This is a genomic window from Paenibacillus sp. GSMTC-2017 (assembly GCF_016019935.1).
GTDB lineage: Bacteria > Bacillota > Bacilli > Paenibacillales > Paenibacillaceae > Pristimantibacillus.
On sequence record NZ_JAECMT010000008.1, the window covers coordinates 49,240 to 66,760 of the forward strand.

The window sequence follows — 17,521 nt, forward strand, 5'->3', positions numbered from 1 at the left end:
TTATATGCCCTCTTGAACCACGCTTAACGTGATTCCCTTCTGCGCAAATCTGCCGAGTACATGTTCGGCATCCTCTCTATTTGTATTCGATAAAAGAATCATAATATTGTGGTTGCTATCAAGACCGGTATAATCCGTTTCCCGCAGCATTCCTGAAATTTTATTGCCGATATCTACAAGATTGATATTAAAAACATTTCCCTTCAGCAATAAATAAGGTGTCTGGTTTTTTTCCCAAGCATTTTTTTTAGTTGCGAGTACTGTTTCGAATGCTTCACTCCGCATAATTGGTGTGCCTTCTACATATCTCTGGCTTTCAGTTGCCTCAATGTAAGCAAATGCTTTTGATAAAGCTGAGGATACAAGATCCGTCGTCGTCTTAAATAAGTTTTGATGATAAAGGGAAAATTTATCGAATGACAAACCATCAATAGCAACGACAGCAGCGATTTCATTTTTATAATAAATAGGTGCGCACATTAATGGAGTACCCTCCATTAATTGCTTGTTAACAAACATTTTGCCGTCCGTTAATACAGATGTAAGGTAGGAGTGTTCACTAACCTTCAATGATTTTTCCATCTGATTAGCGCTATTAGATGACTGTGCCACTAAGCGCAAGTAAGTTCCTGTACGATTTACCGTATAGATCGATACAGATGGAACGGACATGATCGTTTTCACAACATTAACCGTCGAAGTAAATACATTTTCCGGCTCAAGGCTTTCCAGCTCTTTCGTTATCGAATATATTTTCCCGTAGCTGTCACCAGAATTTAGTATGCGGAGTTGTAACTCATCCTTCACTTCACGAACCTCTTGGTAGACACCGTTAAGGAAATCATATTTGCTTTCAAGCTCATTATTTTTCTGTTCTTGTCCTAGGATAAGCGCATTTTTTCGTTCAATGGCATAACCTACGACTAGTCCAATGAATAAATAGATAGCTATCTGGAAGAAAACATCCGTATCATAGAGTAAAGAAATAAACTCGCGACCATCACTTAATTTTTGATAAATGAATAACCCAATCGACATGATTACAGCTAATATGGATTGTCGATTACCATATAAAATACCCATTATCGTAATATAAAAAAGTTTGACGTCAATTACACCGTATTCGGTATACATTTGTCCTAGCGTCAACCATGCAGTCAAAGCAAATGCCAGCACATTTTCACCATAGGGAACAAATAGCTTTAGTCTTGAACGTAAAAGTGATGGTTCTTCAGAAACGGCTGCAGCTGTTTCTTTCTCCGCTTTGTGAGTAAGAAAATAGGTATACGTTCGCTGTAATCCTTCTTGTAACGTATACATCGGAGACCAGTCCAGATCACGTTGAATCTTTGTATTGCTTAAAGAAGAACGCTCAATATCGCCAGTACGTTTCTCCGTATGAGACGTTTTTGCTAGCTCCTTCAAAGCACCCATAGTTTCCACTAACTCATTTACGCTACATTCCGTATTCGTCGACAAGTTATATATACCGGTTAGATCGGAGTAAGAAGCGCGATATATTGCATCAGCAACATCCTCTACATAAATAAAATCTCGTGTTTGTTTTCCATCTCCGTGTATAATCAGGGATTGCTCGGACAACAAACGATTCATAAATATAGAGATAACCCCCCCTTCGCCAATCGCATCTTGCCTTGGGCCATATACATTAGAAAACCGAAATCCGAGTGTTTCTAATCCATATAATTGCTGCCACTTCTGACTATATGATTCACCAACCCACTTACTAATACCGTATGGCGAAATCGGAATTAGTTCCTCTTCTTCACGAATTGGCAATACAGTCTTCATTCCATATACCGCCGCAGATGATGCATATATAAATTTTTTGACGTTATATTTCTTAGATAAATTCAACATATTTACTAGTCCAGATACATTTGATTGTGAATCTAATCTTGGATTAGAGATAGAAGCCGAGACACTTACTTGTGCTGCCATATGAATGACGACATCAAATTTATTTGATCTAAAAATCTCTTCACACTTGGCATCTTCCACGTCTAACAAATAAGATTTATGCTTAATGGCTACATGTTCTTTCTTGCCAGAAGACAAGTTGTCGATAATGAAAACATCATATCCCTCCTTTTTGAACCGGTCTGCTACATGAGATCCGATAAACCCGTAACCACCCGTTATTAGTACTTTCATCCTATACCGACCCCTCTAGGCAGAGTAAAATAATGAAACTAAAGACTCATATTTTTTAGTAAATTATAGTAAATTAAAGCTAATGGATATGATATCATATCCATTTCTACCAATCTATCTTTTTATTATTTTTATCCATAACTAGATAAATTTCGACAAATTATGACGTTAAAGTGTTTTTGAAAACAAAAAAACTTCCATTCTCTGCACATAATTTCAGTCATAATGACGAATTTTGTGAGCATGAATAGAAGTTTAAATGTGAGCTAATGGACCTAATTAATTTCTCATTTTACCGAATATGACGCCATTTCTCCGCTAATAGGAAGCTTCTTTAATTTATCATCATTTAGCATAACGCCGATCAATATATTTGCACCAGAATGCAAATTGAGTGTAGACAACGGGATTACCATTTCCACCACGCCATCCTTGTGTATATACCTATTTTCATTTGTCATATTTTCCAATCGGTTCCAAGACCAATTATTTCCCTTTCCTTTATATGAATATAACCGTCCATCTTCTATTAGGAATTCTATCCCACTGGAACCCCATTTTGAGGTCCGATACCCAGACTCGCTATTTTGATCTGTATTCAGATATACCTGAGTTTTGGAAGCCGTTCCACTGCCCTCAATAAAAATATATAGATTTTCGTTATCGTTAGTCATTCGCAGCAAGCTAGGGTCGGAATCCCCAGTACTTAAGTCGCTTACATCCAACCAATCGTTACTGTTACCATCTACCTGTATACTAGCATTCTGGCTCGGACGTGGCTCAGGACTATTAATACCATCGTACTGAGCAGAAATTAAACCTTTTCCTACTGGAAGCCTATTTTCATGTGAATCCTTCCATACATACCCTAGCTGTACAGTATCAGACTGAGATGCCCCTAGATCTGCTAGTAAAAGTGATACTTCAACTGCTGTTGAAGTTGCAATGAATTTCCCTGTCTTTTTGTACGAACGAACTTCCTTCCAACTCCAACTGTTTCCTCCTGTACCGCTGTACGTATAGAGAATGCCGCTCTCTAACAAATAATCTGCACCCGCTCCATTCCAGTAAGGAGCTTGAAATCCCGATTTGTCGTTTCCATCTGTATTCATGTAGAGTTGGCCTTTTTCTCCAAGTAAATGACCTGTTACAAGAACATGCAGTTCTCCCTCTTTTATGACAGACTTTATCGATCGAACATTAGACTCCCCTGTCGCTATTTCGATGATTTGTTCCCAGTCATCGAAATGGCCATCAATCTTAAATGCCCCGCTCGGTGGATTTGCACTAGGCAATGGCTGAGTTGGAGCCGTACTCGAAACCGGATCGACCGTCACCTCAGGTACAGTAGATGTACTTTCCGGCATATCTGTTGGCACAGGAGTCTGTTCCGGTGTCGGCTGAACGGGATCAGATTTAGTTGGAACTGGCGCTCCTCCAAACTCTGACGCGCCGATATCTATTGCAGCACCTTGCTTACGTACCGCTCCGAAAAAGTCATATGCAATTGGATGATCTTTTCCTCTATCAATGGCTGGCGATTTATCGCTTAATGTAATGATCCCTTTATGGGGATCTAATAAAAGCGGGTCAGTGAATATCGAATGAGCATCATAACCTGTCGCAGCCTGAAATTGTTTTAAGGTAGCATACGATTTATTTTCCCACTCCCACGTTTCATCATCGCCTCCGGCTGTTCTAAAGTACAAATTATGATCCAGCTTATTGCCGCTACCACTTGTGTTGAACTTACTCAAGATTGGATTTTCAGCATTGCTGTAGAAGATATTATTCATTATTGTGTTATTGAACGTATTTTCCTGAAACGCAATTTCTCCGAACCCTTGACGCAGAACATCATTTTTTACCAAAGTATTATTGATTATAACGTTATCGGTAGCGCCACCATTCGTTACCTCGGAGCCGCCCATAATGATACCTGCTCCATCATTGTGATGAATACTGTTGTTTTGCAAGGTGATCCGGCTCGTCGTTTTTCCTTTCTTTTCACTTGCAATAGATATTCCAAAATCATTATTGTAAACATGATTGCGTTCAATAATTACATCGGCCGAGCCATCTGCATATATTCCCGCAGCACTGTTAAAGCCCTCTTCATAAGCCGGATTAGTTGATGAATCAATATTAAACACAATATTCCCGCTCACTACACCATTCCTTGCCTGATCCAAGCACGGTGCTGAACAAGCTCCATAGGACCCTGCAATATCGATACCTATATTATTGTTGTCATGAACAATATTGTTGTCGATGGAGAAGCCGTCAACATTACCGCTTACGGTTAATGATTCACTGGATCCAAGAATAAGTTGATGAATCTCGTTTCCGCTAACTTTAATATTTGTAAGGGGTACAACTGTGTTTCCGTATATGTGAATGCCATGTGCATTTCCATCTGGGGACAGATTCTGAATATGATGGACATTATTATTCAAAAGATGAATGTTAGATCCACCCCTCGTAACCCTAATTCCTACTGGATCTTCTGAACTGCTAGCTGAAGTTAGATTACGAAGCTCGAATCCTTCAACTACAACATAATTTGCCCCACGAATCATTATAAGTGCCTCATCACCATTAGACATAGATAGATTACCGCCGTCTATAATGGGTTGCTCACCGGGATATGCCTGAAAGATAATATACCCTTCTGGCTCCGAGCCTGACGAAGTAATGGTTACAAACTCTTCATAGACACCATCCCGAACAAAAACAGTGTCACCGCCAATAACCGAATTCGCCGCCTTTTGTATCGTGCGCCAAGGTGCTTCCAGTGTTCCAGGTGCTGCATCGTCACCTGAAGTAGCTACATAATAAACAGTTCCAGCATTGCTTGAGAAGACCGCACTAGGGAAATACGATGCGATTACCATAAGTGCAAGGAGAAAAATGAATGTCGATTTAATAGATCTAAAAGCCGTAGTTTTCGATTCTATAGACAACATAGTTGTAATTAGCTCCTTTTTGATCATCCTATGAAACATATTGTTGGATGTAGCAACCTATCTTCTTTGCCCTTTTCATAACGATGGTTTGTCTTAATTACGATTATCATTTTTCTTGTTACATAAATTCTTTATATAATTGAAAATCCCTCCATGAAATGAAAGAAATTTATATTTTTTTATTCAGTTATGTTCATTGTTTTATTCTAAAGATTTATAGTAATCCCGAGATCGGCATTCATTGTTATGTTATTATAAAAGTATAAATTTCCCAAGTTAAGGAGTCTGTACATGGAACCGCTACTAATAACAGCAAATGTAGGGATTGGACCGTTTAAATTAGGAATGCGCATAGAGGAAGTTTATAAAATAGAGGACTATCCTGCCATAGACAATAGTAACGAATTTAATAGTGTAAGCGGCTATTTTCAAGAGCAATTTATTAAACTTGAATTTGATTCCAACGGCAGTTTACGTTTTATTGAGATTAGTAAGCCAGATCCCACAGATGCCCAGGTTTGTTTGTTCAATGGTATGGATATCTTCCGGACAAAGGTTGACGACCTCATTCCTAAAATTGATAAAATCACACCATATGACCGCAATGATTTTGAGTTAGGCTGCTCCTATATATTTCGCGAATTAAATATATGCTTCTGGCGGCCAACTATAATAACTGAAGCCGATTTAACTTCAGAAGATTTTTTGAAAATGAGTACTGAAAACCAAGAGTTAGAAAAACGATACTTCTATTTCACAACCATTAGCATTCATGCGCCAGGATATTATACGTAAAGCCGAGACAGCACACCCCCATTGCTATTACATCTGGCAACTAATCCATTAAGCACTCCTTTCAATACTGCTCTGTTTATAAACAAAGCACAACAGGCATATAGGTCTCGTTGTGCTTTGTTTTCCTTAGCACTTGGCATTCTGCACCCCACATGCTACTCTTCTAACTCACCGTCCTTGGTCTTTCCATTCTGTTAATTCCCGGCCAGCGGAACGAAGCCCACTCAGGTAAGTGTTTATCTATACGTGCGACTAGAACCGTCATATCATCAACAATTTCACCTTCATGATAACGCACAACTGTTTCAAGGAGCGCATCCGCCATCTCCTGTGGATCATCTGTACCAAGTTCGCTAATAATTCGTTTCATCCACATCTCCTTATTTACTGCATGGCCAGGTGCATCGTAGATACCGTCACTCATCATGACAAGTGTATCTCCCGGCTGCATCTGCATCGAAATAAAATCGACGTCAATATCTTGAATAATGCCAATCGGCAAATTATTAGCTGAGATTGGAATAACCTCTTTCCCCCGTTTAATAAAGCTCGGTGTCGAGCCAATTTTCATAAAGGTCGTATGCGCTGTATACAAATCTACAATAGCAAGATCAACCGTTGCATACATCTCCTCTGATGAGCGAAGCAGCAAGACAGAATTAACCGATTTCACCGCAAGCTTCTCATCCATTCCTGATTGCAATAGTTGCTGTAGTATCGAAAGAGCCGCACTACTCTCTTGACGTGCCCGCTCTCCATTTCCCATACCATCACTAATAGCTACAGCAAACTTGCCATTTCCAAGCTCTACTAAGCTAAAGCTGTCTCCAGACAGCAAGTCGCCCCCCTTGGCTGCACCTGCTACACCTGTCTCTACCTCATATTGCTTCGCAGAACCGAAAGTAACCATAGTCGGTTCACCAAGCTTCGAAGGCGGCAACTCCGTTTTCACCGCAATATGCTCCCCCAATATATCGCTAAGAAGCGGCGCAATAATTTTGCGGCATTCGTCAAAGCCTCTACCGAACGAATGATACACTTCTATCTCAACATTGCCCTCCTCCAAGTTAACAATATCAACCCCTTGTACCGATAATCCTAAACCTTCCACCGCCTCTCTTATTTGTTCCTCTTGCAAATGCAGCGTCTGCCCTTCTCGCTTAATCTCCTTAGATAAGTCCTCCATCACTTGAGAAACACCAAGCAGTTGATCTGCTACAAGTTGACGAGAATCGAATATTTGCTTTTTCCAATGCATATTATTTTGATAAAGCTCGTACTGATGTCGCATAACGGTAAGCACTTGAGAGGACTTCGGACAATGGGACGTCCATGTTCGAGGATGCTCCTTCGTTCCCGGAATTTTTTGTTCTTCTACCGACGTCATCATATCCGTCATCATTTTATAGGTGTGAAAATATTTATCGTTCCAGCATGTATTTTGACGATGGCAACTAGCACAACTCCTCTCAGCTACTGCATTCATAAAGTGACCAATCTCCTCCTCACGTTTCACTTCTGTTACATTTTGATTCAATTGACCAAAACTTTTTGATAATTGACGGAATACGTCAGAGAACTGTACGACACGTTCAGCCGTCACCTCCCTTACACGCTTCGCATAATCATGCTGCGACTTTACATGCTCATTCGTCCCTGGCACGTATCGAGCAATCGTCCGAATGATTCCGCGCGGTGTGAGCATAAGCAGGGTAGCAGCCGCGACCGATTCCCATATCGAGCTCATCACATCGGCGCCTGTGCCGATGTATATCGATAGAATAGACGTACCGAGCAACAAGCCAAATGCAGCTGCCATCTTTCCCCCATCACGTAATAGTCCTGCAAGTAACCCTGCAAAAGCGAGCATACTCATTTGAACGATTGCACTAAAGTCTGCAAGGCTAAGTATAAGGCCTGCTACAACGCCAACTGCTGCTCCGAGCGGAGCACCGCCTGCCATAGCGAACAAGAGCAATAAGAACCGTGACATCACATGCTCAATAGACATACCGTATACGATCCACCCGACAGCTCCAGTCATTACTGAAGCTAGCAGAATCATTACACAAATAATTTCTTCATGTTTCAGTACAGCCGACTTTTTCGTCATCGTGAGTACTGGTAAAGCATGAATAAAGACAAGTGTGAGTACGAAAGCTAGCGCTGCTTCCACAACAACTAACATGAAACTATACCAGCTAAGGGTATCCCCTATAAATACACTAAACATCTGAACGAGCAAGGTGGCTGCAAACACAAGTATAGGAGCTGTTGAGAGCTCCGCCCTCTCATAAGCTTCGAGCCCCTTCATAAAGAGAAACAGTACTGCAACCTCCATCGCTATCCACATAGGTGCAGGATCAGCGGCTAGCCAGCTTCCTGCAACCAATGATATAGCAACCAATACATGTAGATCCCGCCTCATAAAATAAATAACAGCAAAGTATGCTGCAGCAAAAGGCATAAGCGACTCCAATATGACAGCACGTCCCAATAGGAACGCGATACCAACAAGAAGAATTGTCCATTTCTTCGCCATTAGAACACCAATTGCACCCTTAAATGCTTTCCACTCTCTTCCCTTACTAATTGCAGCTTGTACAAAACCTGCCTTCTTAAATGACGGTAATGCTACCACGCTTTCCTTCTTCACTAACAGACACCACCAATCCGATTGTATTGTGTTCCCCATTATAGGAGGTTGTCTGTATAAAGTTTGTCAGAAAAAGGTAATTGTCAAAAAGTTTTTTCCGACAAAAAGATAACCCCTTGCATTCGATGTCAGGTAACCGAAAATCTCAAGCCCAGCGCCAGTTTGAGCAGTTATTTATACATATGATCTATTCGCTACATTCAACAAAAAATACAGAAAACGTTTACAATCGTTTAGCGAATGTATAAGATAACCTGTCGGTAATGCAGGAGGATAGGAGAAAACTATTTTTTCTAGATTGGCATATTCCTCAAACCGACTTTCCACGAGACAGCATCGACATGGTATGAGTAATTGCCAATTATTACACCGCTAGTTAACTAAAAAACTGCAAACACTGCGGATCTCAATAGATATCCGACATTGTTATTGCTTGCTAGGAGTAAAAAGGATTGTACAACACAAAAAAAGCAGAGCCATTATGGCTCTGCTTGATCTATGAAATAGTCATTATCGATTATACTCGCTTAGCTCCGCGTCCACCGCGTTTGCCTTCCGTATTCTTCTTAAGGGAAGAAATACGCTCTTCGCTATCTTTCAAGAACCGAGACATTTTATCCTCGAATGACGGTTTACCGAATGCCGGTCTGCCAGCCGATTGCTTGTTGAAGGGACGTCCGCCACGGTCTTGGCCGCCACCGCCACGGTTGAAACGTTCTCCGCCGCCACCACCTGCGCCTCCACCACCACTTGTACGCTCACGTTGCTGCGGCGGTTGTTGGCCCTCAGGCCGGTCAATAGCTTGCTTAATTGAAAGTCCGATCTTTCCGTCTTTGTCCACATTGATCACTTTGACCTTAACAACATCTTCGATCTTCAGGTGATCCTTTACGTCCTTGACGTAGTTATCGGCAATCTCTGAAATGTGAACAAGACCTGTGACACCTCCCGATAAATCGACAAATGCCCCAAAATGCGTGATGCCCGTCACTTTTCCTTCTAACTTGGCGCCCACTTCAATTGCCATAAAATAAAATGTTCCTCTCTTAAAAGTTTTGTGGAAAAACAATTGGCTTACATACATAAGCAAATTTTGAACAAAACTTACTTCGTAAGCATAAGCACCTGTCTTCAAAGCAAAACTTACATTGTAAGCTATGCATTCCTTTAAAGACAAAACTTACTTCATAAGCATAAGCCCTGTTTCACAAACAAAACTTATTTGATAAGCATAAGTCTCCACTTGTAAACAAAACTTACTTCGTAAGCATCATTTTTGTATAAAAAAATCAACTTTGCCTCGCAAGCCTTGCTCTGCTTCTATCGTGATTATAACCGAATCGCCGAATCGAGGTCAACAGACGTTCACCCGATTCATCGTCCTATTATTTGCTGAATATCTGTTGTTCACCCTGTTTGACCATTCCTTGCTCTTTTGTAGCCAGTTGCGAGATATATTCAGGGTCATTTAATCGCTCGACCTCTCGCTTCAATGCTTCGGTCTGAAGTTTGGATGCTTCAAGTCCACTCTCAATTGTCGTGAGCTTAACGTTAGTCGCCTTCTGCTGTTGCATTTGCCCGAACAACGTATACGCAGCCCAGCCCATGAATAAGACGATAAACGTCATCCAAATTCTGTACCTTCGTCTCGCTGGTGAGCGGCCTGTTGATTTTTTCGCAGTCGCAGTAGCCATTAACGCTTTTCCCTCCTAAACCATTGATTCCACTTGTTCGCAAAAGTAGATACCCACTTCCCTAACCGCTCTTGGAATCGAATACGATCCCAATATGGTTTCAGCCACCGACCAAGTGGACGGGTTACAGGCTTTACTAACCAAAACAATAGTAGCCATAAAGGACGAACCAATTGTACCACAATTTTTAGGAGGAAAATAGTGAGTGCAGTCCCAAATCCTAAAATAACCTTCGATAATTTGTAGAGTAGAAGTACTGGTTTTAGGACAAAAATATCGATAATTTTCAATATAAATGTTATCAATGTACGAACCGCTAAAATCAGCCACTTTACAAGTACAACTACAACTTTACTTAACAACCAGTAGTAGAGAATGACACCTAAAGCTAGTCCAAGGAACACGTATGCCCGCACCTCGCCATTGTTGCTGGCATACAACACTCGAAAGACGATCACAGCCGACGCCATCCAATAAACGATATCAAGTACAGGCAGCCACCAACGTGGAAATCGTAGCTCATTCGATACGACACGATAACTATCGAATACCACGCCCATACCTAGCCCTGACAACAACATGACGGCCACCGTAAACCATTGAACGCTTAATGTCACTTAAATAGCTTCCCGAACAGTCCCTTGGATTTACCCGCGGCCGCTCCGTCCAAATAGGCGAGTGAATGTACAAGTCCTTCAATAGAAACGAGTCCCTGCTCCAAGCTCAAATGTTTAATATGCAAATTCTGCCCTGTAACAGTTAGAAACCCAAGCTGAGTATCGAGCAGAAACTCTTCGCTGTCGAAGCTTTCAACATTAGTAACACCAGTCAGCTCTAGTAGCTTCCGATTGATCAATTTGACCTCTTGGGCCTTCTGTCCTTTGCCATGTTCAACCATAGACTCGTCCCCCGTCACGTTAATTTCTCTATTAACTTATGGGATACGGACAAGGTTTAGAACTCGTCTTCTCTTATTCTATTAAACAGCACAAAAGGCTGCCTCTTAAGATCGATATGATCTCTTGAGACAGCCTTCCAATTCAATTCAAATGCTATTATTTCTGCTCCCAGTCGAGACCAGTCTCACGTGGGCGCTGTTCTTCTTTCACCAAGGTATATAGCTCGCCAGCTTCATCCTTGCGGGTTGACTCAGAAAGTCTCTCCACTCGAACTGTAACAATCTTCTGACCAAATTGGATCTGAAGTTCGTCGCCGACTTTGACGGCACTGCTTGCTTTCGCTTCGCGGCCGTTAATCCATACTCGCCCTTGCTCGGATACATCCTTTGCGACAGTGCGGCGTTTGATCAGTCGTGATACCTTGAGAAATTTATCTAATCGCATGAATTACTTGATCGCTTCTTTAAGTTTGTTACCTGCTTTGAATGCAGGAACTTTTGATTCTGGAATTGTGATTTCTGCGCCTGTTTGTGGGTTACGACCTACACGGCCAGAACGTTTACGAGTTTCGAAAGTTCCGAAACCGATCAATTGTACTTTGTCGCCACTAGCAAGAGCGTCAGTAACTTCACCTAGGAAGCCATTAAGTACAGCTTCTACGTCGCGTTTAGTCAAACCGCTCTTTTCTGCAATATTGTTGATCAAGTCTGTTTTGTTCATTTGAATATCCTCCTAATAGATGTCGGTTATTTGTGGCTGCCGTGAAAACGGCTCACCCATTGGCAAAATATGCTCTTACGATGATAACATATTCTGCTCCTTTGTAGAAAATCCTGCTTCATAACGTAAATTTTTTTGGGAATAGTGCGGAATTTCGGCGAATTGTGGCGAAAGGCTAGCTGCTAGAGTCGTTTCGCTTCTTCCCACCAACGATCCATTTCTAGTAAATCAGTTTGGTCAAAAGTTTTACCATTTATACGAAGTTGCTCTTCAATATATTGAAATCGGCTCTTAAACTTTCGATTTGTGCGAGAAAGAGCTTCCTCTGGATCGGCATCAATAAACCTAGATGCATTCACCACAGCGAATAGAAGATCACCAAGCTCATCGGCTTGCTTCTCTACATCGCCAGATGCGATTACTTCTCTAAGCTCTCGAAGTTCCTCTTCGATCTTGGCTAGAACGGGCTCAAGATTATCCCAATCAAAGCCAACCTTAGCCGCTTTCTTCTGAAGCTTATAAGCTTTCATAAGCGCTGGCAAATCTTGCGGAATGCCGTCTAGCAGTGACTTACGACTAGCATCTGTTCCTTTAAGCCGCTTCTCTTCGGCTTTCATACTTTCCCAATTGTTCAAAGCTTCATGAGCGTTACCGGCACTTTGCTCGCCGAACACGTGGGGATGGCGGAAGATTAACTTCTCGTTCAGCGTCCCGATAACATCATAGACGGAGAACGTTCCTATCTCCTCTTCCATTTGACTATGAAGCATAACTTGGAGAATGATATCCCCGAATTCTTCTTGCATACCATCAGGATCATCGTTGTCTAACGCTTCAAGTGCCTCGTAGAGCTCTTCAATAAAGTTTTTGCGAATAGAGCTATGTGTCTGCTCTTGGTCCCACGGACAGCCTTCTGGGCCGCGCAGAGTCGCTACGATTTCATGTAAGCGATCAAATGTTCTGTTTCTAAGTGCAGGATCTTCAGAGCGCGGTACATAAATAAGCGAAAGATTACCGTAACCTTGATCACGATCCAGCTCATAAATCGGTACACGAAGGATCTGCTCCTCACCTTTAACACCAAGTGCGTGACCAATAATAACTTCATAGTCCTCAGGATAACGTTCCATTAGCGCAAGCTTCACATCTGATGCAGTGAAGACATCATATACTTGCCCAATCAGCGTATGTAGCTGTGGCCCAAGCTGCGATGCTTGGAGTTCTGCAGCATCTAATAAAGCGAATCCTTCGATTGGATCGATACCAAGACTTGTGAATGCCGCGTCTAAGAAGCTTTCACCACCGATAATTTGCAGTTCCACGCCTGCATCCTTACAACGCTCGCGAAGTAACTGTACAGTACGCTCAGCAACCATAGGATGACCTGGTACAGCATACAGGATCGTATGATCATCTGAGACTTTAGCACTGTTAGAAACTTCATTGGAAACACCGTTAATGGCTGCATCAAGCAATGTGCTCGCAATCGCTTCATACACCTCTGGAAAAGATTCAAGTTGATCATACAAATGATCGAATGTTGAATAGCTGATTTCATGCTCGTGCAGTAGCGCCATTACAGGATGTTTCTCTGTCCTTACGAAAACACGCTTCGCTGACTGTATTCTCCGCCAAACGCCAAGCGTTATTTGATCGGGATCACCGGAACCAAGACCGACGATTACGATAGATAATTTAGCCATAGGGATTACCTCCTCCAAAATCATTATTGCTCGCTAGGCGGAATAAGCCGTAAGCGACGAAGCCGTGCGGCAAGCCCCTCGCCGCCCGGCAGTACGCGCCATTCCGGCGCGCTAACAATGCCGCCGCGCAGCGCAGCCGCGGCGAAGACAAATGCGCCGACGGCTGCGCCAGTCAGCGCGAGCGCTGTCGCCGTCGCCCGCGGCGACAGCGAATACCCCAGCGCGGCGTTTACCGCGCGCTGGGAGAGCAATACCGCGCTGGCCATAACCACCAGCGCGACAATCGCTCCGGCGGCGGGACGCATGCCCGCCAGCCGACCAGTCCGCACATGCGGCGTGCGAAAGCCCGCCGCCGCATGGCGGATTGCCGCCGCGCCGAGAATCGCGGCGGCGCTCAGCGCGGCAACGCCGGAGAGTGCAGCTCCCTCGATGCCGAGGGAGGGCACTAGCGCGGCGTTCAGCGCGCCTTTTAGCAGCGCTGCGAGCAAGAGCAGCGCGATAGGTACCCGCGCTGAGCCGAGCGCTTGCAGCGCGGGGGCGAACACCGCGTTCGCACAGCCGGCTAGCGCTGTGCAGCCGATCAGTGCGAAGGTTAACGTCTCCTTACCATCCATGTAAAACATACGGTTAAGCGGATCTGCAAGCAAAACTAGCCCCAGCGCTGCCGCTGCGCCAACTGTCCAAGCAAGACGGACGAGAAGCGACAAACGTAGTCCGAACGTTTTATAGTCATTACTTACTCTTGCAGCGACTAACCCCGGAACAAGTGCAGCTGCTGCTGCTCCAGCAACCATAACGATCAATTGTACGAGTGGTTGAGCACGACTATAGATGCCAAACATACTCATTGCACCCGCTTCACCTAATCCGCTTTCGCGAAGCAACCTTGGAACCATGAACGCATCCACCACACCAATCGCTGGTATAACAAGCGCCGCAAGCGTAGCTGGAACTGCCAATATAACAAGTTCCTTCATCTCCCGCAGCAATCGACGGAAGCCAATTGCCGTTCGATTACTACGCTTCGTTCTCATCGGCCACCCTAACACAACGAGTAGAACCAGCGCGACAAAAGCTCCAGCAGTTGCCCCGCTCATTACACCAGCAGCGAGTGCTGACTCGCTCCAGCCAGCTACAATACCGACTTCCAGCGCAAGAAGCATAACAGCTACCCTCATCACCTGCTCAGCTACTTGCGAAGCAGCAGACAGTCCCATTTGTCTTCTTCCTTGCATATAACCACGAAGAACAGCAGCGAATGGAACAATGAGAAGCGCGAGCGATAATATTCGTATAGCGGCCGCAGAGGACTTGTCCCCTATCAAAACAGCCGTTAAATCTGCACTTACCCACATGAAGCAAAACGCAATTAAACCTGATGCACCAAGCAACAGCATTGCTGCTATAAGTGCCGGTCGTGCTTCTTCTGCTGCCCTACCCTCACGCAGCCTTTGTGCAATAATAATCGATACTGCCGTCGGCAAACCTGCCGTAGCCAGTACCGCTATAAGCTGATAGAACGGGTAAACCGCATTATAAATACCGAATACCCGATCTCCCGCAATATTTTGTAGAGGTATCTTCTGCAATGCACCGATTAGCTTAGATAGAAGCGCTGCGCCAGCCATTAGCATAACGCCATGCTTCCAGAACTTTATCGGCTGCTTGCTTGAAGAATTACGGCTCATTCTTTATTCCCCTGCTCCCTAGTGTTCTCATGATTAATGATTATACCGTAATTTAGGGCAGATAGAAAAAAAGCTTCCCCATTCAAGGTAAAAACCCGAAAGGAAAAGCTGTCTTGCCAAACCTATGTGTGGACGATCGTTTACTACTGTTCCATTTGCTTAGCTAGGAAGCCTGCTGCTGTTTCTGCCATCTTCGTTTCCATTTGAGCCATCTTGACAGAGTCATCTTTGCTTAATAGCACGACAGTACCGATTGGATCACCACCTGCAATAATTGGCGCAGCGACAAATGAAGAATATTGCTCTTGGAGATCCTTCACAATTTCAAATGTACCGCCATTCGTCTCTGCAACTGTTTTGCGATTGTCCATACAAGTTTCGAGCGTAGATCCTACGGACTTGTCCAACAGTTCTTTTTTGGAAGCACCTGCTACCGTAATAATGGTGTCACGATCCGTTATTAACGTAATATGACCTGTACTTTCAAATAACGACTCCGCATACTCCTTAGCGAAGTCGCCTAACTCCCCAATTGGAGAATATTTTTTCAAAATAACTTCACCATCACGGTCAACGAATATTTCCAAAGGATCACCTTCGCGAATACGCAATGTACGACGAATCTCCTTCGGAATTACGACACGTCCAAGATCATCGATGCGACGTACTATTCCAGTTGCTTTCATTTCTTGTTGCCCCACTTTCCTAGAGGATTTTGAACCGACTGGATCATGCTTGTATGAGAAACATCACCGAAAGTGCTACGAGAAGGATGGTTGTCCCTCACGGATGCTTCCAAGATGTGATACCGCGTTACCGCGGCTGTTGTAATCCCTTACCAGATATCTTCGCAGCATTATGTCACTATAATGGGGTCAGGTGCCCTGATCTGGTAACGATGAGATAAAATCCTTCAATGAAGATTTTGAATCTGACCATAGTATTCATCCGCTCCCATTATCTTATGCACGACTCCAAGAGTGCCATTTCATTCCGCTGTAATCAGCTTACTTGAACATTATTACTATGCTAAATGAAAGAAAAAGACCGCTTGTCCAGCAAATAAATTGCTGTTCAAACGGTCTTTTTTGTTATTCGATACCTAAATCATCTTATTTCTTAGGAGCTTCAGTAGGTGCTTCCGTAGGAGCAACTTCTCCGCCTTCAGTTGGAGCAACCTCAGGAAGTGTAACTTTTAGTTCTTGCTTCGGCATATCTTCTTTTAGGAATTTATCCATGTAGACGTATGCTGCTGCACCCTTAACGGATTCTTTATTTTCTTCAGACAATTTATCGTATGCCACTTCGTTACGCTTTTCTACTTTGATTACATGGTAACCAAATTGCGACTTCACTGGCTCACCAATAACGCCAACCTTTTGTTCAAATACTGCTTTTTTGAACTCTTCTACCCAGTTCTTTCCTTCAGTATCCTCATAAAGGCCGCCTTTTTCTTTAGAACTTGTATCGTCAGTATATTGTTTAGCAAGAGCATTCCAGTCTCCACCAGCTTCAAGCTTCGCTTTTACTTCTTTTGCACGAGCAAGCGCTTCTGCTTCTGTACGAAGAGTTTTGCTCTCGCCAGTTTCTTGGTTCTTCTCTTCAGTTGCAACTAGAATGTGACGAACAGAAGAAACTGCGAAATCAGCTTTCATGTCTTCATATGCTTTTTTAAGATCAGCATCAGTTACTTGTGAATTCATATGCACGACAACAGTCGCCGTTTGCATAAGGAAAGTAGCCATATCTTCTCTAGAAATCTTCTTTTCTTTCACTTTAGCTGCTAGAGCTGTGTCGTTCTTTAATGCAGTATCATATTCTTTAAGCTGCTTATCTACTTCTGTTCTTGCTTTCTTCAAAGACTCCTCTGAAGCTTTTGTTCCAAGTATCTTGTAGGACACATATTGCTCTAGAATCATTTGCTGAAATTGTGGCATTGCAATTACTTGCTCGTATTGGGCTTGTGCTGTACCAAAGATTGCAAGGTATTTGTCGAATTCAGATTTCGTTACTTTTCCGTCTTTATAAGTAGCGACAACCTCTCCTTCTCCAACACCTTTAAACTCCAAACTGTGCTCCTTGCCTTTGCCGCATGCCGCGAGCATCGTCATAACGAGCACCGCTGAGATAACAAGCAGTGCGCCTCTGCGCCATGCTGATTTGCGTGAACTGTGCAACATGTTGAATCCCCTTTCAGATTATAAACTTACTTTTTATTGTAGCAG

Annotated in this window: 14 protein-coding genes; 1 reads left to right on the forward strand and 13 read right to left on the reverse strand. The window is 43.2% G+C overall.

The window, feature by feature from the left end; all coding sequences use genetic code 11:
* Both I6N90_RS23210 and I6N90_RS23215 read right to left on the reverse strand, forming a co-directional pair.
* Window positions 1-2,175: an NAD-dependent epimerase/dehydratase family protein gene (locus I6N90_RS23210; RefSeq protein WP_197938173.1), complete on the reverse strand. Its 2,175-nt coding sequence runs from the start codon at window positions 2,173-2,175 to the stop codon at window positions 1-3.
* A 287-nt stretch (window positions 2,176-2,462) separates the two neighbouring features.
* Complete coding sequence (locus I6N90_RS23215; RefSeq protein ID WP_197938175.1) at window positions 2,463-5,141, reverse strand: right-handed parallel beta-helix repeat-containing protein; 2,679 nt, start codon at window positions 5,139-5,141, stop codon at window positions 2,463-2,465.
* A gap of 291 nt (window positions 5,142-5,432) precedes the next feature.
* Here I6N90_RS23215 and I6N90_RS23220 point away from each other — a divergent pair, with 291 nt between their 5' ends.
* On the forward strand, window positions 5,433-5,936 hold the full coding sequence (locus I6N90_RS23220; protein WP_197938177.1) for a hypothetical protein: 504 nt from the start codon (window positions 5,433-5,435) through the stop codon (window positions 5,934-5,936).
* A 163-nt stretch (window positions 5,937-6,099) separates the two neighbouring features.
* Here the strand turns inward: I6N90_RS23220 and spoIIE are convergent, their stop codons facing one another.
* From spoIIE to I6N90_RS23275, 11 genes are all read right to left on the reverse strand, one after another.
* Window positions 6,100-8,592, reverse strand: coding sequence for a stage II sporulation protein E (gene spoIIE / locus I6N90_RS23225; RefSeq protein WP_442950984.1), 2,493 nt, complete (start codon window positions 8,590-8,592; stop codon window positions 6,100-6,102).
* 517 nt (window positions 8,593-9,109) lie between these two features.
* Window positions 9,110-9,619 (reverse strand): S1 domain-containing RNA-binding protein, encoded by a 510-nt coding sequence (locus tag I6N90_RS23230; protein WP_197938241.1) that lies wholly within the window; start codon window positions 9,617-9,619, stop codon window positions 9,110-9,112.
* A 358-nt stretch (window positions 9,620-9,977) separates the two neighbouring features.
* On the reverse strand, window positions 9,978-10,286 hold the full coding sequence (locus I6N90_RS23235; protein WP_197938180.1) for an FtsB family cell division protein: 309 nt from the start codon (window positions 10,284-10,286) through the stop codon (window positions 9,978-9,980).
* Window positions 10,286-10,903, reverse strand: coding sequence for a spore cortex biosynthesis protein YabQ (gene yabQ, locus I6N90_RS23240; RefSeq protein WP_332262507.1), 618 nt, complete (start codon window positions 10,901-10,903; stop codon window positions 10,286-10,288). The genes I6N90_RS23235 and yabQ overlap by 1 nt, the downstream gene beginning before the upstream one ends.
* Entirely contained in the window at window positions 10,900-11,184 is a 285-nt protein-coding gene (gene yabP / locus I6N90_RS23245; protein WP_197938182.1) for a sporulation protein YabP, read from the reverse strand. Before yabP ends, yabQ begins: the two co-directional genes overlap by 4 nt.
* A gap of 157 nt (window positions 11,185-11,341) precedes the next feature.
* Window positions 11,342-11,629, reverse strand: coding sequence for an RNA-binding S4 domain-containing protein (locus I6N90_RS23250; RefSeq protein WP_197938184.1), 288 nt, complete (start codon window positions 11,627-11,629; stop codon window positions 11,342-11,344).
* 3 nt (window positions 11,630-11,632) lie between these two features.
* Window positions 11,633-11,905 carry an HU family DNA-binding protein gene (locus tag I6N90_RS23255; protein WP_197938186.1) on the reverse strand — a complete coding sequence of 91 codons (273 nt, stop codon included), beginning with the start codon at window positions 11,903-11,905 and terminating at the stop codon, window positions 11,633-11,635.
* A 182-nt stretch (window positions 11,906-12,087) separates the two neighbouring features.
* Window positions 12,088-13,608 (reverse strand): nucleoside triphosphate pyrophosphohydrolase, encoded by a 1,521-nt coding sequence (mazG, locus tag I6N90_RS23260; RefSeq protein ID WP_197938188.1) that lies wholly within the window; start codon window positions 13,606-13,608, stop codon window positions 12,088-12,090.
* A 23-nt stretch (window positions 13,609-13,631) separates the two neighbouring features.
* A complete protein-coding gene (locus I6N90_RS23265) occupies window positions 13,632-15,296 on the reverse strand; it encodes an oligosaccharide flippase family protein (protein WP_197938190.1) in 1,665 nt (554 codons plus the stop codon).
* A gap of 143 nt (window positions 15,297-15,439) precedes the next feature.
* Complete coding sequence (gene spoVT, locus I6N90_RS23270) at window positions 15,440-15,982, reverse strand: stage V sporulation protein T (protein ID WP_197938192.1); 543 nt, start codon at window positions 15,980-15,982, stop codon at window positions 15,440-15,442.
* Between the two features lie 426 nt (window positions 15,983-16,408).
* Window positions 16,409-17,476 (reverse strand): peptidylprolyl isomerase, encoded by a 1,068-nt coding sequence (locus tag I6N90_RS23275; protein ID WP_197938194.1) that lies wholly within the window; start codon window positions 17,474-17,476, stop codon window positions 16,409-16,411.
* Window positions 17,477-17,521: the final 45 nt, after the last annotated feature.